Origin of the sequence: Hominimerdicola alba (assembly GCF_900109655.1) — a bacterium.
GTDB classification, from domain to species: Bacteria; Bacillota; Clostridia; order Oscillospirales; family Ruminococcaceae; genus Hominimerdicola; species Hominimerdicola alba_B.
In genome coordinates, this window is record NZ_FOAT01000002.1 from 214,657 (window position 1) to 240,871 (window position 26,215).

23 protein-coding genes and 2 pseudogenes are annotated in these 26,215 nt (G+C 41.4%); 17 read left to right on the top strand and 8 right to left on the bottom strand.

The genetic code is table 11. The features are described 5' to 3' along the window. Nucleotides 1-442: 442 nt before the first annotated feature. Nucleotides 443-1,009, bottom strand: a complete 567-nt coding sequence (locus BMY75_RS17435) for a BspA family leucine-rich repeat surface protein (RefSeq protein ID WP_347499924.1) — start codon at nt 1,007-1,009, stop codon at nt 443-445. 63 nt (nt 1,010-1,072) lie between these two features. Then, nucleotides 1,073-1,336 (bottom strand): annotated as a pseudogene (locus BMY75_RS18695) (BspA family leucine-rich repeat surface protein); the annotation flags it as partial. Nucleotides 1,337-2,464: 1,128 nt separating this feature from the next. On the opposite strand from BMY75_RS18695, the gene BMY75_RS03150 reads away from it, so the two are divergent. From BMY75_RS03150 to BMY75_RS03170, 5 genes are all read left to right on the top strand, one after another. Next, nucleotides 2,465-2,773, top strand: coding sequence for a CHC2 zinc finger domain-containing protein (locus BMY75_RS03150; RefSeq protein WP_074829557.1), 309 nt, complete (start codon nt 2,465-2,467; stop codon nt 2,771-2,773). Between the two features lie 225 nt (nt 2,774-2,998). Next, on the top strand, nt 2,999-3,097 hold the full coding sequence (locus tag BMY75_RS18775; protein WP_431602513.1) for a CHC2 zinc finger domain-containing protein: 99 nt from the start codon (nt 2,999-3,001) through the stop codon (nt 3,095-3,097). Nucleotides 3,098-3,196: 99 nt separating this feature from the next. Then, nucleotides 3,197-3,436 (top strand): excisionase, encoded by a 240-nt coding sequence (locus BMY75_RS03160; RefSeq protein ID WP_074829561.1) that lies wholly within the window; start codon nt 3,197-3,199, stop codon nt 3,434-3,436. A gap of 80 nt (nt 3,437-3,516) precedes the next feature. Next, entirely contained in the window at nt 3,517-4,725 is a 1,209-nt protein-coding gene (locus BMY75_RS03165) for a site-specific integrase (RefSeq protein ID WP_074829563.1), read from the top strand. A 150-nt stretch (nt 4,726-4,875) separates the two neighbouring features. After that, nucleotides 4,876-5,334 carry a low molecular weight protein-tyrosine-phosphatase gene (locus tag BMY75_RS03170; RefSeq protein WP_074829566.1) on the top strand — a complete coding sequence of 153 codons (459 nt, stop codon included), beginning with the start codon at nt 4,876-4,878 and terminating at the stop codon, nt 5,332-5,334. A gap of 75 nt (nt 5,335-5,409) precedes the next feature. On the opposite strand, the gene BMY75_RS03175 is transcribed toward BMY75_RS03170, so the two are convergent. The 4 genes from BMY75_RS03175 to BMY75_RS03190 all read right to left on the bottom strand — a co-directional run bounded on the left by BMY75_RS03175 (nt 5,410) and on the right by BMY75_RS03190 (nt 9,482). After that, on the bottom strand, nt 5,410-6,606 hold the full coding sequence (locus tag BMY75_RS03175; RefSeq protein ID WP_074829569.1) for a hypothetical protein: 1,197 nt from the start codon (nt 6,604-6,606) through the stop codon (nt 5,410-5,412). A 454-nt stretch (nt 6,607-7,060) separates the two neighbouring features. Then, on the bottom strand, nt 7,061-7,366 hold the full coding sequence (locus BMY75_RS03180) for a hypothetical protein (RefSeq protein ID WP_074829572.1): 306 nt from the start codon (nt 7,364-7,366) through the stop codon (nt 7,061-7,063). Nucleotides 7,367-7,791: 425 nt separating this feature from the next. Further along, complete coding sequence (locus tag BMY75_RS03185; RefSeq protein ID WP_074829575.1) at nt 7,792-8,934, bottom strand: hypothetical protein; 1,143 nt, start codon at nt 8,932-8,934, stop codon at nt 7,792-7,794. Continuing rightward, nucleotides 8,931-9,482, bottom strand: a complete 552-nt coding sequence (locus BMY75_RS03190; protein WP_074829578.1) for an RNA polymerase sigma factor — start codon at nt 9,480-9,482, stop codon at nt 8,931-8,933. The genes BMY75_RS03185 and BMY75_RS03190 overlap by 4 nt, the downstream gene beginning before the upstream one ends. 309 nt (nt 9,483-9,791) lie before the next feature. On the opposite strand from BMY75_RS03190, the pseudogene BMY75_RS17625 reads away from it, so the two are divergent. From BMY75_RS17625 to BMY75_RS03220, 6 genes and pseudogenes are all read left to right on the top strand, one after another. Then, nucleotides 9,792-9,890 (top strand): annotated as a pseudogene (locus BMY75_RS17625) (AbrB/MazE/SpoVT family DNA-binding domain-containing protein); the annotation flags it as partial. Between the two features lie 513 nt (nt 9,891-10,403). Beyond that, nucleotides 10,404-10,685 (top strand): DUF6431 domain-containing protein, encoded by a 282-nt coding sequence (locus BMY75_RS03200; protein WP_074829585.1) that lies wholly within the window; start codon nt 10,404-10,406, stop codon nt 10,683-10,685. Nucleotides 10,686-10,807: 122 nt separating this feature from the next. Next, a complete protein-coding gene (locus BMY75_RS03205; protein WP_074829589.1) occupies nt 10,808-11,305 on the top strand; it encodes an RNA polymerase sigma factor in 498 nt (165 codons plus the stop codon). 286 nt (nt 11,306-11,591) lie between these two features. Continuing rightward, a complete protein-coding gene (locus tag BMY75_RS03210) occupies nt 11,592-12,794 on the top strand; it encodes a Fic family protein (RefSeq protein ID WP_074829591.1) in 1,203 nt (400 codons plus the stop codon). Nucleotides 12,795-13,205: 411 nt separating this feature from the next. Then, entirely contained in the window at nt 13,206-13,802 is a 597-nt protein-coding gene (locus BMY75_RS03215) for a TetR/AcrR family transcriptional regulator (protein WP_074829595.1), read from the top strand. 409 nt (nt 13,803-14,211) lie between these two features. Beyond that, nucleotides 14,212-15,177 (top strand): CHAP domain-containing protein, encoded by a 966-nt coding sequence (locus BMY75_RS03220; RefSeq protein WP_074829599.1) that lies wholly within the window; start codon nt 14,212-14,214, stop codon nt 15,175-15,177. A 237-nt stretch (nt 15,178-15,414) separates the two neighbouring features. On the opposite strand, the gene BMY75_RS03225 is transcribed toward BMY75_RS03220, so the two are convergent. After that, entirely contained in the window at nt 15,415-15,678 is a 264-nt protein-coding gene (locus BMY75_RS03225) for a hypothetical protein (protein ID WP_074829602.1), read from the bottom strand. Between the two features lie 362 nt (nt 15,679-16,040). Here BMY75_RS03225 and BMY75_RS03230 point away from each other — a divergent pair, with 362 nt between their 5' ends. The 6 genes from BMY75_RS03230 (at nt 16,041) to BMY75_RS03255 (ending at nt 25,358) form a co-directional block, all read left to right on the top strand. Beyond that, nucleotides 16,041-18,866 carry a lipase/acyltransferase domain-containing protein gene (locus tag BMY75_RS03230; protein WP_074829605.1) on the top strand — a complete coding sequence of 942 codons (2,826 nt, stop codon included), beginning with the start codon at nt 16,041-16,043 and terminating at the stop codon, nt 18,864-18,866. Nucleotides 18,867-19,621: 755 nt separating this feature from the next. Further along, nucleotides 19,622-19,987: a plasmid mobilization protein gene (locus BMY75_RS03235; protein ID WP_074829610.1), complete on the top strand. Its 366-nt coding sequence runs from the start codon at nt 19,622-19,624 to the stop codon at nt 19,985-19,987. Next, complete coding sequence (locus tag BMY75_RS03240; protein WP_074829615.1) at nt 19,936-21,690, top strand: relaxase/mobilization nuclease domain-containing protein; 1,755 nt, start codon at nt 19,936-19,938, stop codon at nt 21,688-21,690. Before BMY75_RS03235 ends, BMY75_RS03240 begins: the two co-directional genes overlap by 52 nt. Nucleotides 21,691-21,803: 113 nt before the next feature. Next, nucleotides 21,804-22,379 (top strand): hypothetical protein, encoded by a 576-nt coding sequence (locus BMY75_RS03245; RefSeq protein ID WP_074829618.1) that lies wholly within the window; start codon nt 21,804-21,806, stop codon nt 22,377-22,379. Nucleotides 22,380-22,652: 273 nt separating this feature from the next. Beyond that, nucleotides 22,653-22,868, top strand: a complete 216-nt coding sequence (locus tag BMY75_RS03250) for a hypothetical protein (protein WP_074829620.1) — start codon at nt 22,653-22,655, stop codon at nt 22,866-22,868. A 303-nt stretch (nt 22,869-23,171) separates the two neighbouring features. Continuing rightward, complete coding sequence (locus tag BMY75_RS03255; RefSeq protein ID WP_074829624.1) at nt 23,172-25,358, top strand: stage V sporulation T C-terminal domain-containing protein; 2,187 nt, start codon at nt 23,172-23,174, stop codon at nt 25,356-25,358. A 144-nt stretch (nt 25,359-25,502) separates the two neighbouring features. Here BMY75_RS03255 and tsaA read toward each other — a convergent pair whose 3' ends face one another. Then, nucleotides 25,503-26,174 (bottom strand): tRNA (N6-threonylcarbamoyladenosine(37)-N6)-methyltransferase TrmO, encoded by a 672-nt coding sequence (gene tsaA, locus BMY75_RS03260; protein WP_074829627.1) that lies wholly within the window; start codon nt 26,172-26,174, stop codon nt 25,503-25,505. Nucleotides 26,175-26,215 lie beyond the last annotated feature (41 nt).

A 26,215-nucleotide genomic window follows, 5' to 3' on the forward strand; every position in this document is an offset into this window, starting at 1 on the left:
TAAGACCGACTGCTTTCACAATCGGTCTCATCATATACTCTTTTATTACACTATTTGTAGTTTACACAGAATTTGGGATTGACTCGAAAAGACTAATGCATTCCTGCATTTTCTGATGTCGATCAAACTGAAGAAAGCTGAGATCGAATACAAGGACATGATCAGGTATGTAGATAAAAATCTCAAATTCAATGGCGATGAATAAATATGACCCTGCAGGGATGTTGATTCCTTGCAGGGTCTTAATTTTTAGGGTGCGGAAAAGTTTGACGGTTACTTTATAAAATAATTTTCATAGTTAATATGCTCATTTATCCGCATGAGCATTACTCTATGTAAAAGAGTGTCAGCAGCTTTTGAAGATAAGAAAAGCCTTCGGGATATGATATTTATCTCCGAAGGCTTTAAGTATTTAATAGTTTTTACGTATCAATGCCGCATGTCACTTTATGGTAACAGTAACAGCATTTTTGACAGCGTTTGCAGTATCCCACTTGCCGTTTACTCTTGCTGCAATTGCGACTTTGTAGGTCTTGCCGGGGGTAAGATTTTTGGGAGAAGTGTAAACTGTATCGGTGATGTTCTGAGTCTGTATCCTCCACTTGCCTGCAAGGTATACAGCTATGCCGTATCTGTCAGCACCTTCAACTTTGTCCCATTTGAATCTTACCTGGTGATATTTTGCGCTGTATTCGACCTTGATGTTTGTGGGGTAGGTGAGTTTTGTATCGTAGTCGAAGCGAATGTAGATGTTCTTGCCGTTGTTTTTGATGATTGCATATTCACCGTCACCGCTTACTACTTTTTCAGGATCATTTTCGGTTACCCAGCCTTCTTTATTGACAAGAGCTGCTTCTTCCGGGATCGCTTTGAAATTCTCGCCAAGAGCAAGGAACCTCAATTTATTACAATCAGCGAACATATCTGAAAAATCAGTTATATTGCTTGTATCAAAGCTGCTGAGATCAAGTGAGGTCAGATTTGAACAACCGGCGAACATACCATTCATACTATAACCAGTTATACCGAGTGAATTTTGCCAAAGATATTTATAAACTTCAGGATAAATTTTACTTGTATCAAAACTACTTAGATCAAGTTCTGTCAAACTTGAACAATCGCGGAACATATCATCCATAAATATTACTCTACTTGTATCAAAACCACTTAAATCAAGCGAAGTAAGGCTGGAACAACCATAGAACATAGCGTACATGTCTGTAACTTTGCTCGTATCAAAACCGCTTAAATCAAGTGAGGTCAAGTTTGAACAATTCTTGAACATGCTGTGCATGTTTGTAACAGCATATAAATAACCATTCCACCAAATCGGCATAATTCAGGCATTTGGATTATTCACCCTTCAATATTATTATAGTATATTTCAGAAGGATAATCAAGCTATCTTAAAAATTACACATTCATATTAGCTCTACATAATAGTTCTCCTCCTGAATTTTTGCTGGGTGAAATGCGATTTCCTTGATTGACGTCTATTGTTAAGGGCAACGGGTTCCCTTAACACCCAAATCGCAGGGGTTACTGCGATTTGGAAAGATGCTGTGACCTCGGTATACGGCATCTTCTATACTTGCTTATGTTTGCGTTTACAGAAAGGAAACAATTACGATTTTCAAAAACGAATTAGCCCGAATGGGCTGAAAAATTTTTTATCGACCGCTGCGTATGCAGGCGAATTTGAATACCTTCAAAAAAGCATCTACAGAATTCTGAGAGTTTTGTAGGTGCTTTATATTTTTCAACACTCGGTTTTATTATTTCACTAAAAAGGGGCATTGCATTTTATGCAAAAGAGAGAATAAAAAATTATTTTTCGATTTTGCCTTCAAAAAAACCTGATTTTTGTAGGTACTTATGAACATAAGTTTCCCGTGCAGATTTTCCGCCAAAAAATTTGCTTGGTATGCCAACTTGAATCTTATTTTTTCACGTAACAAAAATGAAACGGAGGCTGATATGCCGAATATTTTTCAGGATATAAAAGACAGTGGGTAACGCAGAGACCATACCGATCTTGTTCAGAAGCTATTTGGATCATCTAATATTGAAGCCGCAAAAAGATAAACGCAGATTTTGGTCTTTCCTTAGATCACGTCGAGTTTGCACCACCCGTGAAAAAGAAGGAAACAAAAATGAAGCTTTTGAACTGGTACGCCGGGAATCGACAGAAGTTCTTATCGAATACAAAAGCTTGCTCAGACATTGAGAGCGAATTTACGATCAGCACGGAATATTATAATACTTCACAGTTTTAATATGTCTGTTTTGTGTTTTGCTACAAACTTTTTGAAAAATACAAATTGCCCTTTTCGAAAATGGCTTCCAAGTGTGCTTACTTATGGAAAGACAATGACTTTCCAATAAAATTCTCCGCCAAAGAATTTGCTCGGTATGCCACTTTGAATCTTTCCTTTCACATAGAAAAAATGAAATGGAGGCTGATATGTCGAATATCTTTCAGAATATAAAAGACAGGTTGAACTTCAGAGAGCTCGTTCGTTTCTACTGTCTTTATCTGAACCGCGGCGGATTTGCCCTCTGCCCGTTTAACAACGAACGCGCCCCCTGTTTTAAAGTTTATGAAGATCATTTTTGCAGCTTCGATTGTAGGGAGCACAGAAGCCATACTGATTTTGTTCGGATGCTTTTGGGCTATATAGTGACTGCACAGATCATTATAATACAACTAAATTTTAATCTGCCTGTTTTGTGTTTTACTACAAACTTTTTGAAAAAACAAAATTTGCATTAAACAAAATGGCTTCCAAGTGTGCTTACTTATGAAAGGACAATGATCTCCCAGGTAAATTCTCCGCCCAAGAATCTACTCGGTATGCCACTTTGAATCTTTCCTTTCACATAGAAAAAATAAAATGGAGGCTGATATGTCGAACATCTTTCAGAATATAAAAGACAGGGTGGATTTCATAGCCCTCGTTCGTTTTGCGGACTTGATTTTAACCGCATCAGATTTGCCATCTGTCCGTTTAACAACGAACGCGCCCCCTGTTTTAAAGTTTATGAAGATCATTTCCAATGCTTCGGCTGTGGGGAACACAGAGATCATACCTACTAAATTGATCGACACAGAAAGGACTGACAAAATAATGAATACCAAAATCAATTCCATCTTCACGAGTGCTATAAAACTTTAGAGAATTACGGAGGAAAAAATTTGAACAGAACGACCGAAACTGATACCGAATTTACCAACACAACAAACAGCATACCTGTATGGAAGCGATACACCTTAACAGTTACCGAAGCTGCCGAATACTACCACATCGGCGAGGGCAAGCTGCGCCGTATCGCTGAGGAACACCCCACTGCGGATTTCATAATACAGAACGGAAACCGCCTGCTGTTCAAAAGACAGAGGTTTGAAAGTTTTTTAGATAATTCGACTGTTATCTGAAAAGGGTATTGAAAGCGACTCGGAATTGTGGTATAATATAAGTGCAAATTCGGGTCTCTTTCTTTGAGAGGAGAGATTATATGAATAATAAAAGAAGAGACCATAAGAAAAGAAATTTAAGATACGGAGAAAGTCAGAACTCCGACGGAAGATATCGTTACACCTACACCGACGCTTCGGGAAAGCGAAAGGATATCTACAGCTGGAGACTCGATGCGTCTGATCCGTATCCCAAAGGCAAGCGGCGTGATCTGTCACTAAGGGAAAAGGAAAAGAAGGTCGAAAGAGATCTGTACGACCGGATCAGTTCAGACGGAGGACAATATACCGTTCTGAGCCTTGCGGAGAGATATATTTCGCTTAAAACGGGAGTCAGAGACAGTACGAGGACGGGATACAAGACCGTTATCAATCTTCTGAAGAGAGACCCATTCGGGAAAATGCGTATCGACAAGGTGAAGCTGTCCGACGCAAAGCTGTGGCTGATAAAGCTGCAAAGAGAGGACGGCAAGGGTTACAGTTCTATACATTCAATAAGAGGTGTGCTGCGACCTGCGTTTCAGATGGCTGAGGACGACGACCTTATACGCAAGAATCCTTTTGGCTTTGAGCTTTCCACCGTCATAGAAAATGACAGCGAGCCCCGTGAGGCGCTCACTGAAAAGCAGATGGAGGAATTTCTCGATTTCATCAAAAGCGACAGCTATTATAGCAAGTACTATGACGTTGTTTTTATCCTGTTCAACACGGGACTTCGTATCTCGGAGTTTTGCGGGCTTACAGTTTCAGACATTGACTTTGATGATATGCGCCTGAATGTCGAGCGTCAGCTTATCCGCACACACGAGGGTAAGTACATCATTGAAAAGCCGAAAACTCAGTGCGGTGTCAGGTCGATACCGATGACCGAAGAGGTTGCTGACTGCTTCGGAAGGATCATAAACAGCAGGAAGCGTCTCAAAAAAGAACCGATGATAGGCGGCTGCGTTGGGTTCCTGTTCCTCGACAAAAACGATATGCCAAGGGTAGCCCTTCACTGGGAAAAGATCATACAGCACATGAGGGAAAAGTACGCGAGCGTTCGCCTGCGTCCTTTGCCGAAGATAACGCCACACGTCTGCCGTCATACCTTCTGCACCAACATGGCAAAGCGGGGAATGAATCCGAAAATGCTGCAATACATAATGGGTCATGCCGATGTAGGGGTAACTTTGAATACCTATACTCATATCAAATTCGAGGACGCTGAGCGTGAAATGAAGCGAGTAGCAGGCATAAAAACAGCCTGAGTTTTACCACAATTTTACCACAGATGAAGTCAAAAATATGAGAAAACATGAGAAGATTTGAGATAATATGAACAAATCGTCTTTACAACAAAAGCACCCCAAAACGTCGCAAACGCCTGTATTTACGGCGTTTCAGAGGAGAGTAAAAATATGATAAAAATCTGTTTCGTGTGCCACGGCAATATCTGCCGATCGCCGATGGCTGAATTTATAATGAAAAAATTGGTATCCGATGCAGGATACAGCGATGAGTTTTATATCCTTTCAAGTGCAACAAGCACCGAGGAACTTGGAAATCCTGTATATCCACCTGCAAGATCGGAACTTGCGGCGCACGGTATCGGCTGTGCGGGCAAGACTGCTGTTCAGCTGAAAAAGTCGGACTATGATAAATACGACTACTTTATCGGCATGGATACCGCAAACATACGGAACATGAATCGTATCTTCGGCGGCGATAAAGACGGAAAAATATATAAACTACTCACATTTGCAGACCGTGGGGACGATGTTTCCGACCCGTGGTACAGCCGCGATTTCGGCAAAGCCTATGCAGATATCGAAGAAGGCTGCAGGGGGCTTTTTGCTAAGCTGATTGAGGAACTGTGATCAAATATGCGGACAAAAAGGCTGCCTCATCTGAGACAGCCTTGTATTATTATTTGAGATTTATTTTCCGCCGGATCAATTTTCAGCTATGCCGCCCTCGGGGAAGATCAGGCTTGCTGCGATATCGTTGATATATCCCACGAACAGCTCCTGTGTTGCTTCCTTGTTGTCTTCGCTGAGCATATCAGCTATCTTTTCGCCGAGCTTTACAGCATCTCCGAGCTCGCCCTCGCTCAATGCGCTGTCAGAGTCAAGGGACATATGCAGGCAGTGGTTGTCGTCTACCTGAATATCTGCGTCAACAGTAATATTGCCTACGCCGCTGGATATCTTTATCTTGCCGGGCTTGCCTGCAAATGTGCAGTCAGCGTATTCACCGCCGCCCGTAACGCCGAAATGATCCATACCATCAACAGTGTAGGTGTAGAAGTCGTAGCCGATACCGTCAGCAACGAACGATGTCTGTGCGGATATGCTGTTGCAGTTCATGTATATTTTCTGCTCCATATCGACATCTTTGCCTGCTACGGTAGCCTTGTTCTTGCAGGTTATGCCCTCGCCTGTGCCTATCTGGAAAGTGTCGCCGCTCTTCAGACCTGAGTCGTCAGCTTCGAGTTTAAGACTCTTTGCAAAGGTATCAACGATAAGATCAACGTCCTCCTGCTTGCCTGATTCCAGCTGAGGTATAAATTGTGCTTCAAGTATATACTTGCCGTCGAGGTAATCTCCGCCGACAAATATTATATTTATGCGCTTGCCGTAGCTGCCGTCCTCGACCCATTCATAGGTGTCGTATGCAGAGCCGATATCTACCTTTTCGTAGTTTTTATAATCTAGGTCTTTGTTTACGATAGCTTCAGCGTGCTTGGCGCTCAGGATACGTACATTATAGCTTGCGCTTATAGCAGCTGCATAGTACTCGGGGTCGGGATAAGTGAAGCTTCCCGAAGCTCTGTAAGCATCCTCTGTCTGAGTTGCTTCCGTGGTCTCAAAGCCCTCGATGTTTGCAACATCGAAGTTCGCTGTGATGTTCAGTACAGTGTTTTTGAACTCCTTGTGCACCACATTTTCATTCAGCGGCTCAGCGGGAGCTTCCGTGGTAGTTGTTTCGTCAGCAGCGGCATCGTCGGGCTTATCCTCGTTGGAAGCAGCTGTTGTAGTATCTCCGGCCTTTGTGGTCGTATCCTTGGTATCCGAAGAGCCTGTATCTCCGCAGGCAACCATTCCCAGCCCCATTACCAGTGCAAGTGCAAGTGCAGCATATTTTTTCATAGATAATCGCTCCTTTATGTAGTAATAGTGTAATAGCGTGTCTGAACGCAGAATAATTTTATACATAATATTATAACAAAATGTTTGGCGTTTGTCAATAATAAATATGATTTTTGGGGCGGCTCGATGTTGGTTAATCAATTTTGGTGGTTTCCCGGTATATGATAGATGATTCGCTGTAAATATGTGTCTTTTGGGTGTGATTTGTCTTTTGATCAAAAAAAATTTTGTAAGTTTAGCCTGGAAAAAATTAATATGGTTATCCCGCCGACACACCTGACTTAACAGCGAACAGATGAATATAATGTGCGTATGGCGGTTATCTTTTCCCCTGCCGCAGGCGGGGGAAAAGATAACAACATTCCTAATAGTTACGCCCACATCGTGAGTTGCGATGTGGGCGTAACTATTGTTTTTATCATGGCAGATTTTTATGTTAGGGGTCTCTTGCCTTTTACGGCTGCTGATATCCTTGAGAGATCCGTAATGTTGACTTTGCCGAAACATCGTAGACCATACCTGACCTTGCTACCTGTTTACCGTCCTTGTCTCTTATTACCAGAGGGATATCGTTTGCATTTTTCAGTTCATTGCTCACGATATCATACTGAATATACGGCTTGTTGACACGAACATTTATTGTTCTTGCAGGGTTAGAAACATCGAAATTGTAAGCTGAAGAGGGTATGACAGAAGTCCCGGCAGCAAATACGGAAACTGTCAGAAAAGCAGCCAGCATTCTAAACTTTTTCGTTATCATAGAATACCTCCTGATTTAAATTTTGGAGTTTGTTACGAAAAAAATATGGGAACATTTTATTATTCCAACTATATTGGCAATATTATAGCACAAAAGCGGTTCTTTGTCAATATAATTAACAAAAACAATTAATGGGTTCGATCACGTATTTCTTCTTTTTACCTTTCTTTTATTTAGACAGTTATATCCATATATACCGTCACTATTATAGTTTTATCCCCGTGATAAAGGAAGATATCAGGTAGCACAAATTATCATTTTTGTGTCACGCGTGATACTTTAACCATCATGCTAATTAGAAAAAGAAAGCGCAGACAAGATCTCTTAATGAGCATAACGGAACGATCTGAAATTAATAACTTGTTTTTTATCATATGGGGGGTTGAAACAAAAAAGCGGTACACCACACAGGTGTACCGCTGTCTTTACCTCTTCCACAGTGTTCGACCATTTATCTGAATCTCGGTTATCTTGTATGGATCTGCGAATCTGCTGAAACTTACTGATGTGAACGCTTCTGTTTCGTTAGTTTCTTCGATCTCGTTACAGAAAAACTTTCCTGTATCGGTGAACTCATCTCCGTCTTCAAGCTTAAAAGTAACCTCAACGTCTACACCCATTCTTTCGTCGGGGATCGTTTCCGCAAGTTCAATGAAGAGTTTGCTGTCGCCTCTGATCTGGCAGTCCATTCCTGAAATACGTATCTGCTGACCATAGTCATTCTCATCGGGGGAGATGACAAACTCATCGGCTGATATATGGCACTTTACTACAAAGTTTCCTTCATAATAATCATCTGAGATACCACGTAAGATCTGTTTGCAGGCGTCGAATTTTTTATTGAATTCCTCGACATTTTTTATCTCGAAATCAGCTGAATTATGCACATCAATAACGCTGTTAAGAAAGTTGACATACTGCTCATCTTTCTCTTCGGTATACCGCCACGCGGCAATGTCACGGAAGCCGAGAATGACATCATGATCATCATTGCTTATTTTCCAGGTGTTTGTGACAGTGATGCTTAGTGTGCCGTCATCATTTAGCGCACAGTGAACATCACCATCTCTCCAAGCGAGTTCGGAAGCATCATTTATCTCCTTGCCTTTAAAACTCTCGATCATGTCGTATGGTATGCACATTCCCAATGCCGCATTGAACAGTACCTCATCGCTTTCAGCAAAGGGGGTTCCATCTTTCTTTTTGGCTGTCAGAATAAGATCATCGCTGCCTATTTCGCTGACAATGCCCTCGATGGTAATATCGATGTCTGTAAAAGTGTTTTCCAGCACAACACCATCGAAAGGCTGAGTCGTACTTTCAAGGTCATGAATATCGCCCGACATTGTTTTACCCGGTTCGATCTCTCTGTTAGTGAAAGCGTTGCCGTAATTATACTTGTAAAAAGTATAAGTGAATCCGCAAAGACCGACCACAGCTGCTGCCGCAATAACAGTCAGCCTGATCTTTTTGAATGAGTTCTTTTTCTTCGGCACATAGTTTTCCGACTCTTCAAGATATTTATAGTCTGCCTTGCTGACTGCTTTTAAAAGTTCAAAACCATTCATGATCCAACATCCTTTCCTGCAAGAAAATTCTTGAATTTTTTTCTTGTTCTGTGCATCATTACACGGACTTTGCTTTGTGTAAAACCGTATTTTTCAGCTATCTCGGCAGCGCTTTCGTAATAGCAGTATCTCCTTACGAACACAACACGCTTTTCTTCATCCAGCGTTTCAAGAAATTCATTTACAAGCTCTGTTAGATGATCTTCGTTTTCTGTTATCGTATCCGAAGCGGGTATACATTCTTCCATTTCATTTGTCAGCTCTACCACGGTCGCAGAACGCTTCTGAGCCGCCTGCTTTTCGATCATATTAATAGCAGTTCGCCTGCATACCGTTGCACAGAACGCAAACAGATTTTTGGGACGGTTCGGAGGGATCGCATTCCAGACCTTGAAATATGTATCACTCAGACATTCATCGGTGTCGCTGTGATTTGAAAGCAAACGGTATGCGATCTTCCGAAGTCTGAGATCATACATATCGGCAGTACCCGAGATAGCTTTTTCGCTGCGCGCAAAATACAGCTCTATCAATTCATTATCGTCCATGTTATTCACCTCTTTTCATGTTGAAGGTTCATGAGCCTTTCACCATAACAGTCAGAAAAAGATCTGCAAACGTTACACTGTTTCAAAAAAAGAATTAAATTTGCAACTATTATTTTACCCTAAATTTATCCGTCTTTCAAGAGCGCGACTGAAAAGTCCATGTGTCAAAAAGCGTGATAATATTCCATTTTTCTCCATCATTGATGCCTTTGAATTTACAACTCTTCTTACATCATAGTTTCCATAAACGCATAAACATACAAAATCTGCGCAAACTATTCCCACAAAAACCAAGAACGGAGGAACAAAATGAAAGCAACAGGAATAGTAAGACGCATAGACGACCTAGGCAGGGTAGTTATACCAAAAGAGATAAGACGAACTATGAGGATACGTGAGGGTGACCCGTCACTGACAGGGTGGAGTAAATTTTACATCATAAAACTCGCAATCGACGATATAGGCGCAAGAATCGAAAATTCGTACCAAACGCTGAATAACCATATATTGTAAATTTCACGGTGCAGTATTGTCAATAAGGGGTGAAAATCCTATGTAAAAATATTGCGAAATGAAAATATATTCAACCAAAGATCGCGCAAAACAGAGGCTTGCGCGGCAGCCTTTATTGATAATATTGTAAGTCACTTTTATCAAACATTTGATTGTTATCAAGAAAGTTATATAAATATATTAAACTTAGTCGTGCGTGAAAAAATCATGTTGGATACCACTTGTATACTCAGCTTGTCCGATTGACTTTTCATCGTCGGTTTGATATAATAAATAAAAAAATTCCCGCAAATCACCCGCTTTGCATTTCATCTTACGGAGTAAAAATGAGAAAAATATACCTGAAAATCGAAAACAACGACTATCATTTCAAATACGATCCGCGATATAAAAAACGAATATTGGTCTTTGAAAACTCCGTTCTGTGAACTTTGCCCCTCAGTTATGCTTGCAAGGGACGGCACCGAGAGCAGAACTTTTCGCGATGAATACGGCGGAGATCATGTGCTGCTTCTGCAGAGATATTACTGTCCCTGTTGCCGCGAGCGATACATAGAGCGTCCCGATTGCCTTGAAAAAGGCAAGCTGTATCTCAAATGGATAATCGACAAAGTCCGCTTGGGGGACAGTAAATTTGAATTGTTCCTGCAATGCGACACATCAACTATATACCGCTGGAAGAATGGTTAAGACAGTACTGTACAGCAATTGTATGGTGCTGTCTGCTTTTAAAATTCCCCGCCTGTATGCAAACAGATCCTCTTTGTTTTGATGTATGATAAAGATATCATAAAGAAAACGGAGGAACTTTCATGAGCACAAACAAATTTGAAGATCACGACACTAAGGATCTTATCCGTCTGGCTGGTAGCGGTGACAAGGCTGCTTTTGAGAAATTGTCAGCTAACGTCAAACCTATCATACTAAATGCGGCGAAAATGTATCGGAAAAGGTTACCCGGTTATGATATGGATGACCTGATACAGGAAGGATATATCTTGCTGTGGGAGCTTGTCGGAGTAAAACGAAAAGTTGAGGAGCTAGATGGCTTCAGGGCATATTTCAAGGCAGCACTAAAGAACAGGTATATCAATTTATACCGTTACTATTATAGTTTTAACCCCGTGATACTTCGTCAAAAGTCGTCTTACTGCGGATATAATATCGCATCCGTAGCTGAGTCGGAATACATCAAGAAATACCGAGCAAAACAGCGCGAGTATTATTACAGAAAAAAGGCAGAAAAACAAGCTGGAAACTGTTTTTGCAATAAAATAACACATTACGATCAGATAAGGGTGGTCAATTAATAATGAACAGCAATTATTGACGACATCCGCTAAAAAAATATAACGTGCAGGACACTCATACCTGCACGGCATTTTTCAGTATAATAATATCGTGATAGAACAATTCTTGCTAACAAGCAGAACAAAACTCAAATCATATTGACTTTTGAGTTCCGAGGTGCTATAATGGTATAACAAAACGCAAAATTAGCTAATTTTGCGTTTTGTTAGTACAAATCTTTGTTGACTGACGCAATGAATATTCAATTTTGCGTATGACATAATATGATCAAAGGGAGATGAGAGTATGTCAAGAAAAACACTTAAGGCATTGTTCCACATGGGCACAAATGAATACAAGGAAGAATATGAGCACCGTTTCAATGATGAGAACACCATTCGTTTGCCCGTGAATATCGGGGAAAACAGGGCTTTTATTTGTCAGACTCCCGAGATATACAAGCAGATAATCGCTATTGAACGTCTGGATAAAGAAGTGACGGAATTATATCATTCTTTGCCCGATACAGCAATAGCGCAATTCACATCGAAATGTCTGATAGATGAGATACTTCTGACCAATGATATAGAGGGCGTTCACAGCACACGAAAGGAGATCGGAGAGATCTTGCAGGATCTTTCTTCCCACAATAAGCGAAACAGGTTCGTAGGCTTGGTGACAAAATATGTTATGCTTGAAAACCGTCAGACTATTGAGTTTGACACCTGCAGGGATATACGAAAGGTATATGATGATATTTTCTACGAGGAGATCAAGACAACCGATCCCGAAAATCTTCCTGATGGGGAATTCTTCCGCAGATCGGGAGTTGAGGTGCAGTCCGCATCTCAAAAGGTCATCCATAAAGGTCTATATCCCGAAAGTGAGATAATAAAGGCATTTGAACAAAGCCTTACATTCCTGAGTGACGACAGCATAGATATTTTTATCAGGATAGCTGTTTTTCATTATCTGTTTGGATATATCCACCCTTTTTACGACGGCAACGGAAGAATGAGCCGATTTATCAGCAGCTATCTGCTTTCAAGGCAGCTGACTCCGCTGATAGGATTCAGACTTTCTTATACTATCAAGGAAAATATTTCGAGATATTACAAAGCATTCGATATATGCAACGATCCTCACAACAAGGGAGAACTGACTCCCTTTGCCGAGATGTTTCTTGATATAATCAGGATATCCATGCACCAGCTTCTGGAGACCCTTGAAGAGAAAAAACAAAGGTGGGATTATTACAAACAGTGTATCGCTATGCTTCCCAATGCGGAAAAAACGGATATATCTCATCTGTACGATCTGCTTATACAGGCTGCACTTTTCTCGAATATTGGCATTAGCCGAGAGGAACTGATAAAGAATATGGGACTCTCGGAGAATACCGTAAGGAGCAGGTTAAAGAGTATTCCCGAACAGCTGCTCATAGAAAACCGCCAGAAGGGCAGAAAATATTATCTGCTTGATTTGGAGCAGGTGGATAGGATGAATTAATTGGATTGATTTAAATTTTACACCGGCATCGAATAAGATGTCGGTGTTTTTGTGTGCTGACGACAGAGTGTTCAGTTGATCTGCTTGTTCCTGCAATGTGACACATCAACTTATATACCGCTGTATTTATTTCTTGCACTGAGTTTTTTCTTAAATTCGCTCATATCTCAAAAGTATGACCGAAAAGTCCATGTGTCAGAATAAGCTGAATGCTCCTGTTGGTATTGAGCAGAATTGGTTCAGCGGTGAATTCTTGTGCGAATTACCCCTTTTTGCAATCCGTAGAAAGTCTTGTTCGTGCGATATATAAAAACAGCCGCGAACCTATTGACAATTGGCGCAAGGTGGAGTATAATGGCTACAATAGATTAGGCGTTAGCTAAATTATAAATTTAAAGAAGGGAGAGAACTATGCAGAAAGGAAACACAAGAGAAAGGATACTGGCAGCTGCGCTGGATCTTTTCTCAGTCAAAGGATATGAGGGTACAACGATCGATGATATCGCAGCACGTGTTGGCATCAAAGGTCCGTCTATCTACAAGTATCTGAAAGGAAAAGCCGATCTTTTCCGTGCGCTTGGAGAGAAAACAGATGAGGAGTACAATGCCGGAATGGAAAAGGTGATAAGTGAAGCTGAAAATGTCCACTCCGGAAAAGAACTGAAAGAATTTACCATGCATTCTGTTATGTTAACGCTCAATAGCGAGGTTATAACAAAGATGCGCAGGGTGCTGTCACTTGAACAGTTCAGAAACGAAGATCTTGCAGAACATACTACCGAACATCATCTCACTAAGATCACCACTCTATATACCAACCTCTTTCAGCGATTGATGGAAGAGGGCGTCATGATAAGTGGGGATCCTGAGATCTTTGCAATGGAGTATACAGCACCGACTACTTTGCTTATCCATATGTCCGACCGTCAGCCTGAAAAGAAACAGGAAGCGCTGGCAACTATTGAGCGGCTGGTCGATTCGTATATTGAACGGCATTGTCTGCTTTGATATTGATATTTATGTGCAGTTACCGCACTCGGAATTATTCCGGGTGCGGATTTTTTATGTATTTCAATACATATCGCGTCAAAATATGCTGATCAGACAAGTTGTATTGTGCAGGTTTTCTGACTTTTAAGTTAATTTCTTGAACGAATAACGTTTAATGCGACGAATTAGAGGCTGATGTATTGACAAAATGCGTTAGCTAAGATATAATAGCTAATAGCTTCTAGGGTACAACCTATTAGGTATTACACGTAAAGCCTAATAGATGATAGTTTTTCGTGCGCACGGATTGATTATCACATAGAACAATGATGGATGAGCCTGAACATTTAAGAGTTTGGGTAAAGGTAAGATAAGGCTGTAAAGAACACAGCCAATAAGAATAATTAAAAGAAAGAGGAATAGTATAATGAAAAAGATGAATTTCAAGAAGGCAATAGCAACTCTGACAGTAGTGACAGCAATGATCTCAAACGTAGCAGTGCTTCCTGCTAGTGCTGCAACTTACGGAACCAGAGAGAAAGTTGTTGAGGTGGCAGAAAAATATCTTAATGCCGGTGCAAATGCTAAATCCATGGGCTTCTCTGATCAGTGGTGTGCTCTATTTGCGCACAAGTGCGTAACAGAAGCAGGCGGAAAAGACTATTCCAGCAGCGCTTCGACTACTTCTACTTTGCTGGATTACAGAAAGGCCGGCAAGTATCACGCAAAGAGAACTACCAGTTGGAGTTACGGGGGAAAGTCTTGCCCTGCACTGTCTAAGGACACCAACTATACTCCCAAGGTAGGAGATATCGCACTGATCGAGAATAATAACAATTGGAGCGATGGTCCTGATCATACCGTACTTGTGGTACGTGTAGAAGGTACAGGTATCAATGCAACTATATATACTATCGAGGGAAATCTTGGCGGCACCGGTTGGTGGGATTCTCACATCGGAAGAGACTATTGGTGTAATCAGGTATGGGGATATTGTTCTCCTGATTATTCTGACAGCAGCAATTCTCAGAAGCCCACTTCCGGAGTAGGCAATTATAGTGACGCTAATGTAAAGTTCAGTAGCGTAACATATCCGATCAAGCAAAAGGCAGGCAGCACATTTAGTGTATACGGCACTATACAGGCGCTGAATGGAAAAAATATCAAGCAGGTCGTTGTTGATATAGATGAAAAAAGATCAAACGGCAGTTATGTCAATGTTGACAGAACAACAAGAACTATGAATACTGCAAGTTATAATCTTCATTCTATCGATGACCGTATCTGGTTCAACAGAGCTTCCAAGGCAAACACAACATATCGCTACAAGATCACCGTTACAACTTCCAACGGAAAAGTAGCTTCATTTACCAGAGAATTCAAAACTTTCTGATAATCTGCGTTTGACCGTATCAGACAATAGATAGTTTATTTCAGCGGGCTATCGTGCTGATTTGAAAAGAAAGCGCAGACAAGATCTCTTAATGAGCATAACGGAACGATCTGAAATTAATAACTTGTTTTGCATATAAAACCGCCGTCTGCTATTGCAGACGGCGGTTTAAATATTTTATCAAATGGGGTTTTGAAACAAACTGCGCGGTACACCTACGCAGGTGTACCGTTGTCTTTATATCCTCCACAATGTTCCGCCGTTTATCTGTATCTCGGTTATCTTGTATGGGTCTGCGAATCTGCTGAAACTTACTGATGTGAACGCTTCTGTTTCGTTAGTTTCTTCGATCTCATGACAGTAAAACGTTCCTGTATCGGTGAACTCATCTCCATCTTCAAGCTTAAAAGTAACCTCAACGTCTACGCCCCTTCTTTCGTCGGGTATCGTTTCCGCAAGTTCAATGAATAGTTTGCTGTCACCTCTGATCTGGCAGTCCATTCCTGAAATACGTATCTTCTGACAATAGTCATTCTCATCGGGGGAGATGACAAACTCATTAAAAATGTATTTGTCAGACCTCAGACCTTACCTTATGATGATAAAACCTTTGATTTCTGATTAATATCTACTATAGGCCTTATCATCTTAATTGCAGATATATTAGCCAAAATAATTTAACAAATATTTTTACAAAAACACCTTATATTAACGGATATGATTTGATATAATCATTTTTGTGTGTTTCGGTTCTTGAGTTCTGTGAAATCACAATAACAGATTTATGATGTTAAATATTCCATCTTTTTCATCGGCGAAAGAACCGGATCAAATACAAATTTTTAAATTATTGGAGGAATTTTATGAGATTAAAAACAACCAAAGTTATTGCTGCCTTGCTCTCCGCTGCAATAACCGTCTCATCATTGGTCAGTGCAGCACCAGCCAATGATGTTATTATTGCGAAGGCTTCGCAGGGGACAACAAGCACTGAAGATAAATTTAGTGATACGATTTATTCCATGCCGGGACCATTAGCTATTACTTTTCCACCTGTTGACAGCGGAGAAAATCATGATTCGAGAGTTACTGATATAGTCACAGAACTCTGGAATGGATTAGATGACAGTAATATCGCAACTTATAATGCTTACTCAGGCGATGTTAATATTAGTTTTCAGCGCAGATATATAGATGATGATGGAAAAGAGCATGGTACCTATGACTCTTTGGGTGATATTGTGAGTATGTCAAATTCTTTGGATACAACTTTCGAATATATGAAGAATACTAAGGATTTTGACCCGTCTACCAAGGTGTATATCTCAAACACAGATTTCCATTATTTTAGTCAAAGAATGGTAAATACATCAGCGATTCGCAAATTAATATATGGATTTACAAAGTCTGATGATAATAGAGTTAATCTTGCTACTGCCTTGGGTTGGTGGTATGCTTCTCCCAAATACAATTGTGATACCTTTGGTGGACATAATGAAACAATAATTTCAATCGTGAAAGATGATTATTATTACTTAGATATAAATCCGATTAACAGAAAAAGTTATGATACTTATAGCACAAAAATGTGGGGACATAACTATTATGAAAATCATTCTAAAGATTATATTTCTTACATTCATTATATCATCGATCTACGTCCAAATAAATATGATTCCAACCTTAGCCGTATATGCTCTGAATCAGGCGGAAAATATATCCAGTATACTCCTGAAAATCTGAAAAAGCTGATCCGTCTTATAAACGAAAGACGTGCATTCGATGACAGAGTTTCACCTACACCCCCGCCATACGATCCTAATCCGAATCCATCAACCACTACTACTGAAGATCCTACTCCCGGATCAGACAAAGATCCTATAGTTCTAATTCCTGGAATAATGGGAAGTCAGCTTTATTCAAATGAAAATGGTAAAGAAGATCTCATATGGCCCGGAATGGGTGAAATATTTTCATTTGATTTGGGCAATAGTATGAAAATCACCAAATCTTTATATGTAAAAAATTATGACAATGGTAATGGAAAACCGATAAATCAGAATGCTCTTGATGAGGATAACAGAGAAAAGGGACCAAGGGATAGTCTGAAAAACCTCGTTAATAAAATATGCGAAGAATTCCCTGACAGAGAAGTGTATGTTTTCAATTATGACTGGAGAAAAAGCAATCGTGAAAGCGCATTAAAACTTGAGGAATTCATTGATAATATATCAGCAGATAAGGTCGATATTGTTGCTCATTCAATGGGTGGTCTTGTAACTTCACTTTATATTGCATCTCAGGGTAAAGACAAATTTGACAAAGTCGATAAAATAATAACCGTAGGTACTCCGTATGAAGGGGCTCCGCATGTTTTTGATGCAATAGAATACGGGAGCATCATAGGATTTTTTGAAGATATACTTCTCGGCATGGGAGGTATATCGCGAAACGTGTTGATTGGATTTCCGGGCGTTTGTGAATTGATACCTTCACTGACATATTGCTCCAAATATCCCATGTCATTCAGAGAAAATATAAAAGACTTAGATAACGATTATACCCTTGATGCCGATGGATACCGTAGCATGATCGATGATGAACTTGGAGAAGATAATTCATTCTTTGCTTTTTCGTTACAGCAAGCTATTCATAGCTACAAGCCAAATAGCTATTCTACATCAGACTGCAATATTTTGCTTACATATGACAACTCATATTTCATTATGGGCCAAAATATATGTACGCCTCGCGATTTTACTTTATACAAAGATAAAAACAAATATGATATTGTAGGTTTTCATGCTACATCTGGCGATGGAACGGTTCCCACTTTCTCCGCAGAAATGGCTGGAATGATAAATACATATAAGATGAATCATCAGTATATGTTTGAAGAAAAACATGTTGACCTTATAAAAAAGAATGATCCATTAGACTGCATTTGTAAGATACTCAATAATGAAAAACCGGATGCACCTCATTACATAAAGCCCGACTCATTTACCGAAATACAGCTACATTGTCCTGTTGATGTAGAAATAGGCACAGGAGATGACAGACTCTGCTCAGCAGCAGATGATCTTTCACTAACTTCTTCGTTCGGAAGTTTGTATATTTTCGGTGAAAATAATGATGAAAAGTTTATTTGTATGAAGACTGGTACAAACTTGGATATTAAAATTACAGGTACAGATACTGGCACAATGGACTTTTCTGTCCGTCACTACTCGGGCGAGGATGAACTCCTTGATGAGAGCTATTTTGAAGATGTTCCCATCACAGACAGCACTTTCATCAATACCAACGCTGACAGCGGTGAAGAAACTGTTCTGTGTATCGACAAAGACGGTGACGATGTTGTTGATGAGACATGGACTGCACAAAAGGGTGAAACTGTTACTGTACCCGATGAAACTATCAACATTATCAAGCCTATAAAAAAGAATGTACTGTACGGTGATGTGAACTTAGATGGCGTTGTAAATATCAACGATGCAGTAGCTATTCTCAGGTACGTTTCAAGCCCTGAAAAATATCCCCTGAACAAACAGGCTCTTGAAGCAGCAGATGTTTGCGACAACGGCACCAGCGGCATAAACAGCGAAGATGCCCGCGTCATCATGATGATTGACTCGAGGTTGTTAAGTCAGGACAAACTGCCGGTCAAAAGTAAAGATCTTAAGTAGCAAAATTCGGCTCCCTAATCGGGGAGCCGTTTTCATTGTTAAACTAAATTTTATACTGCATCGGAAAACAGATAATGCTTCAAATTCAAAAAGTACAAAAGTTGATTCGGCAAATTACACAAACATACGTGCGGGTTTTCTGCACTTAACAAGCTTCACAAACTAAATTTCTTGAAATCTTCCATTTATCTTTAAATTTCTCTGCTTTTCTTCAAATTTCATAAAAGTAGAAGTGAGATGAAGTGAAATAGAGAGTATGCTTCACATCTATTGACATCGAACAAATTTTCTGGTATTATATTACTTGCGGATAGGAACAAAGGTGCGATTTTTCTGATCGGATTTTTGATAGTACATGACTATATCTTTAAGCAAGAAAAGCGCGCACTTGTAAAAAGATATGTGTTTTCTGATACATCAGATCAATAACACGGGAACAAAAATCCGTTTTTGTACCTTTATCTGCTTATTATGAACCAGCCTCGACAGGTACATTTTCATGATTTTGTACCTTCGGCAGCAAGGGGAGGATACCAATGTAATATTATCAGCCCATACGGGCTAACTGTAAAATAATGGATAATTTGTTTAGATGGTAAATAATGGCTATTACTAGCGAGCCATAGATTTTGTACGTACAAAATCACGCTGTTCCGCCCGACTATGTTCGGACGGCGCATACTGACTTCCGTCAGCCTGCGAACAGCGGCTCGTTGGGAGTACCCAAACCTCGATGATCAAAGGAGGAATGCTTATTGAAAGATCAGGTACAAAAGTCGAAAAAGAAGTACAAGCGCAAAGGTCAGAGAAAGGAAGTTTTGTTCAAGGACGATGAGTGGGATATCGTAAAATCGAAAGCCGCGAGCATGAATCTGTCTACTACCAAGTACATAGTGAAGATGGCACTAAGTTGCGATTATGCACCGCAGGCGATTTTCGGTTTTGCAGAACTGACCCGTGAGCTTTCCAAGATAGGTACGAATATCAATCAGCTGGCTCGGAAAGCAAATGCTGTCAACAACATCTATGCCGAGGACTACGAACGAATGCGAGAGGAGTACGCACGCCTTTGCCTTTTATTAAAACGAAAAATATCCACACTACGCCGAACCGCAGTCTGAGATATATCTGCGACCCTAAGAAAACGCAGGGTGGTCTGAATATCGTGTCGGTGAACTGTATGCCCGATGCTCGCAATGCTTACGAGGACATGAAGCAGATTTACGAATACTACTCCAATCGAAAGTTCAATGAGCCGATGCCTAAAAAGGGAAAAGCGCGGGTGAAGCTGATACACTATATCCAGTCATTCGACCCGAAGGATAATATCAGTATTGAAACCGCGCAGAAGATTGGTCTGGACTTAGTTCGTGAGATGTTTGGCGAAGATGTGCAGGCAGTTATCGCAACACATGACGATACAGGGACTATACACAATCATATCGAAATAAATGTCTATGATCTGAAAGGCAGGCATTTCAGTTCAGATAAGGCATCACTGAAAAAGATAAAGAAGCTTTCCGATGAAATCTGCCAGAGGTACGGTATCGAACCTTTTGACAGGGAGAACTATGTCCGTCAGCCGATAATCAGCGGTTATCACGAATGGAAAAATCTAAAACATGGAACGTCATGGAAACAGCAGATAAGAGAGCGCATTGACAAACTGATAACGGTTGCCGACAGTTTTGATGACCTCAGAAATCGCATGGAGCAAGATGGATTCACTTTCAAGGACGGTAAATACATTTGCGTAAAAGCTCCGGGACAGCAGAGGAATGTTCGGCTGAAAACGCTGGGTGATAACTATACTTCCCAGCGGATTGAAAAGCGTATCGCCGAACACAAGAAGAAAGCCTTTGAAGTTTTTGTTACTTCGTTCTATAATATCTCCAACGGTATCAAGATCAAGGCGGGTGCATATAAGAACACGTCTGCGCTCAATCGTACCTGTGGAAAATATATGAGGCTGTATGAAATACTCGGGCAGGAAAAGATCACAACTATAACCGAAGCCGAAAGCAAGCTGATTGCTACCGAGAAAAAGTATTCTTCTATTCTACAACAGATACAGGAACTGAAAGATAAGATCGGAACACTGGAAACTGAGATACAAGCGTCTATCCGTTATTTCGATGATATGAGTTTTATGCAGAGGACCTTTCCGAAAAAGGACGAGGACAAAGTTTCTGTTGCAGTTATAAAAGAACACGGTTTCCGGAAGAAAGAGGATTCTTTTGTTCTTACTGAACAGCTTGAACAGCACAAATCCGAACTTGCAGAACTGAACTATCAGTTATCGTCTGCTGTGGGAGAGATTCGCAAGTACAAGGAGATAGTTGACGAATACTATCTTCTCAACAGTGGTGTAGATCATATTTCTAAACTTGTTCGTGAAGCCAAGGACAGAACAACGTCTGAAGAATGGAGCAATATGATAGTCAAGCAGAGGAAGGAGATTTTGTCAGAGCTTGAAAGTGGTATAAGCAGTCCAATGACAGTAATGGAGAAAAAGCTGATGGAGAAGATCAAAAATCTGAGATTGATGAATGTCGAACCTTACGAAAGGGAGAAAGTCATAAAGGCGCTTGCAGTCATACGTATTGACAAGATCGATTCGATAGAAAAAGCTCGCAGGCTGTCCGTAAGAATGAGATCATCGGCAGCGAGTGTAAAGGATATTTCCAAGCGAGCATCATTCTTGCGCAGAAGTCGGGACTATGATGATCTTATAGAAGTGATTCGCAGTATAGACATCTATCCGCCTGAAAGAAAAACGTCCGAGCATAAGAAAACTCCGCCAAAGAAAAATAACAGGCGGTAAGTTACATAATACAGGAGATGATCAATATGCACTAATATCCGCTGTTCCAAATTCAGCATTGGGACAGCGATTCGACAACAAAACTACAACTATGAATTACGAAAGGAAACTATATGCCAAGAAAGATAACGACTAAAGAATGGAAGAACAGACGCGATTTTAACGCTTGGAAGATCGAGCTTGACGACTACAGCATGAGCGACATCCATGCGAAGTATGATGAAGCGGTTGCGGTGCTTAAAAAGCGAGAGGAACAACGCATTGGTGTGTTAAAGGATACATTATGGAAGGCTATGGTGCAGTTCGTAGGGGTCAACATCACGCCAGATGAGCTGGAAGATGCTGTTGGAAAAATAATGAATTCGAAATTCAACGAGGATATTATTTTTGAGCTTATGGCTCGGGAAGAACAGCGTGTAAAGGAAATTGAAGCCGAGGAAGCTGCTCGTCTTGAAGAACTGCGTGGAAAGCACGTTAAGCTTGTAAACAATCTGAGCAAGGCTAAGAGCAACGCTGAAAAAGCAAAGAAAGCTGAGGAAGAAGATTCGGACGATAACGAAAATGAAGATTTTACCGCTGAGGGATCTGCGGCATCGGTAAGTGAGGACGATACTGAAGAGTATCTGACCGATCCAGTGGAACTTGACAGTAAGCCTGAGGATATTATAACAGAGGATCCGGAAACATAAATTTATTGCTGCATGATATCCGTGCTAAACAGCTTTACAATTGAATATTCCATTATAATAGTATTATAGTAAGCAATTAGTATATGGACGAGCTGATCGTCACAACGTTTTCGCCTTACGCTGTGTTCGCAAGTACATGACCGTCATAAGTGTATCAGGTCAGCCTCGTCCTCAATTATGAAAGGAAACATTTGAGAAGAACAAAAAACTGACAATGAATAAGTTTACCCGCGCAGGCAAAGATATTTACAGAGCATAAGGGGGACTTTTTTATTGGAGATATACAACAAACAGGAGCGTGGCTACATCGAAGTGTGGCTCACAAATGAAGAACAGCAGATGTATGATCGTGAAGAACTAACGGAGAGGCTTCTTGCGAGGGTGAAGAAGAAAAAGTGCAGGGTCGCTTTTTTTCTGTCGGGGAGCGAGGATCCTTATCCAATAACAGAAAATCTGCTGCTTACGAATTTAAAAACCATTTACAGTTAGCAAATTCAGTCGAAGAAGTCTGCCTTTATATGGCAGACTTCTTTGCTGTAAAACCCATGAAAGTCCGGATTAATATTAATAAAATTATAATGAAGAGTAAATATTCCGAAGTTGCAAGAATTATCTTCACTGAAAATATTGACATTCGCGCTTTAAAGTGCTAAACTGATTTTGTAAGCATAAGTCCCAAAAAATGAAGGGATGAGCTTTAAGCCGGCTTGACAAATGCTTTTGTGTATGTTACAATAGTGAACAACAATTCATATTTAATGCTAATAACATTGTAAGAAAGGAGTTTTTCTTATGAAAGAGATGCTGAAAATAGCGGGTTACTGCCGAATTTCCGTTGATGAGGAAATTGATAGGGACAACACCTCTATTGAAAATCAGAAAGCACTCATCACCGACTATGTGAACAGAACGTTTCCGAAGGCACAGCTTGATTTCTATGCAGATCGTGACCGTTCGGGCTATACATTCGAGCAGCGTGAGAATTATCAGATACTTCGTAAGAAGCTGTTTGACCACGAATATGACATCATGATCGTCAAGGATTTTTCCAGATTTTCAAGACGTACCAGCAGGGGACTCTGCGAACTGGAAGATATGCGCGATGCAGGAATACGCATAATCTCTATAGGTGACGGTATCGACTTCCCGACTTCGGATGAGTGGATGGCAATACAGTTTCGCTTCCTCGTGAATGAAATGCCAGTAACCGATACCTCGAAAAAGGTGAGGGCGGTAATAAACAACCGCCAGAAAGAGGGCAAGTGGATATGTGCCGTGCCCTATGGATATGTTATGACCAATACCAAGTCGATGAAGTTCAAGGTCGATGAGCCATCTGCTGAGATCGTCAAAAAGATATATGATCTGTATCTGAAAGGCTGGGGATACAAGAAGATAGCCAACTATCTTACTGAGCAGAAGATACCCACTCCCAGAAAGGTCGAGGAAATGCGCAAGGAAGCCGAGGGCGAGGAGTATGTTGTTCGTTCCAAGGAAGTTTGGAGCATCATTACTATCAGTACGATACTTACCAACGATTTCTATATCGGCACACTTCGTCAGCGCAAGTACCGCCGCAAGAAAATTAACGGTGATGATGTTAAATTGCAGGAGACAGACCATATCGTTATGGAGAACAATCACGAAGCTATCATCGATTACCGCACATTTGTGCTAGTACAGGAGCAGATAAAGGAGCGTTCCAATAACGGCTATCACGGTGTAAGAAAGTATGACAATGTTTACACGGGACATATCTTCTGCGGTGACTGCGGCAGTCAGATGTATGCCATGAGCCGTCCCGATATCCCGCAGGCATATACCTGTGGAACTTATCACAGAATGGGGCGAAAGGGCTGTACCTCACATCACACCAGAGTTGATATGCTGGACGAAATGCTAAAATCATTCATCCGCAAAATGAAAGAGACTTCCGAAGATGTTTTGTTGGGCTTCCAGCAGTCCATTGACAGAGAGCAGGAGGAAACTACTTCCAGCAAAGATGTGGTGAAAGCTCTGATGGATAGAATGGAAGACGCAAAGCTGGAACTGAAATTCCTTACTCGTCAGCACGCCAAGGATATAGCCAAACACCCCGAGCAGGAGGATATGCTCGAAGAAGTATATCAGGAGCAGGTGGGAGATCTTACCAGGCAGATCGAAGGCTTAAGAAACCAGATCGAGATAGCATCGGAAAAGCATAATTCAATAATCCATATGAACCGCACCGCACGGACGGTCATGGAAGTATTTGATTCGATACTGAACAAAGAAAAGCTCTCAAAGATCGATGTTGACTTCATCGTTGACAGGATAGATGTTTTTAACGATCACATAGATATTAAACTCAAATCCGACATCGATTCACTTCTCAGGAACGGCATACCCGAAGAGCTTATGCCCGAAGTAGTAATAGAGGGAGCAGACGCAAATTTTAAGCGTGACATTAGGATAACCGATATATCGTCACTAATCGCCCATATTCCCCATAGAAAGGGCGATGATCTTAATGTCCACCTTATCAGTGACGCTGACCCCCTAGAGATCTATACCAACCCCGACGGCGAGGTCATCTTCAAAAAATACTCCCCGATAAATGAGCTTTCCGATGGCGCGCTGCAGGCGGCTGAGGTCATATCTAAATTGGGCGGTGCGCCCGCTGTCATCTTTGATAAAGACCATGTTGTGGCAGTTTCGGGGGTGCCGAAAAATGAGTACTCCCAGCGCAGACTTTCTCAGGCGCTGGAGGATATGCTGGAATCCCGACGGGGATATGAGTACCGCAGCGGCTCGGAGGAATTTCATCCAGTTGAGGGCGTGAATACCCATGCACTGGCAGTTGCGCCCATAATCTCAGGGGGTGATATCACAGGTGCAGTAGCTTTCCTCGGTGGCAAGGACAATAGCCATGTCACCGATGATCAAGCTATGCTTTGCAAAGCCGCCGCAATGTTCCTTGGCAAACAGATCGAACAGTAATCAACATCATCGGCATAACAATGTTGAAAAAACGCGCCATAGTATCTCGGCTTTATTCGTCGGAAATACTATGGCGCTTTGTTGACAATAAAATCCCCCGAGGCGATTTTGAACCGCTTCGGGGTGATTTTTATATCGAAGTTTTCAGGCTTTCTCAACTTCCACAACTTCCAGCCGACCCTCGGATACCTTGAACCGAACTTCCATTCCCGCATAGCCGAAACCGTATACCCTCTCGGGATCGTCCTGATATGCAGGGCGAGGATCCTGCGCCAGCAGAGCTTTCAGCGCCGTCCGCTTGTCTTCGGGAACTTTCTCCAGAAGCTCGGCGGGGAAGTCCACTTCCACCGAATACCCTGCCTTTTCAGCCGCAAATCCGCCTGTGGCTTCGGGGCGGCAGTCGGCAAGAGGGAGATAAGGCTTGATGTCCAGTATCGGCGTGCCGTCCATCAGATCAGCACCGCCCACCCTCAGGGCAAGTCCGCTGTCCGCTGTTTTTTCAACTCCGAGAAGTTTCACGCATGAAAGTCCGATGGGGTTCGGGCGGAAAGGTGATCGTGTAGCAAATACGCCCATTCGCTTGTTTCCCCCCAATCTCGGCGGACGTACCGTAGGCGACCAGCTGTCACGCTTTGCCTCGGAAAATTCCCATATCAGCCACAGGTGCGAGAATCCCTCTATCCCCCGAAGTGCTTCGGGTTCTCGGTATTTCGGCTCAAACACTACCAGACCTTCCAGTTCCTCAACCAGTCCGCTTTGCCGCGGCAACCCGAATTTCGTGGGCAGGTCGGTGTGTATCCTTGCGATTATCTCCATGTGAAGTCCTCCTGTAAGCCGATTTTCTAACCTTAATTATA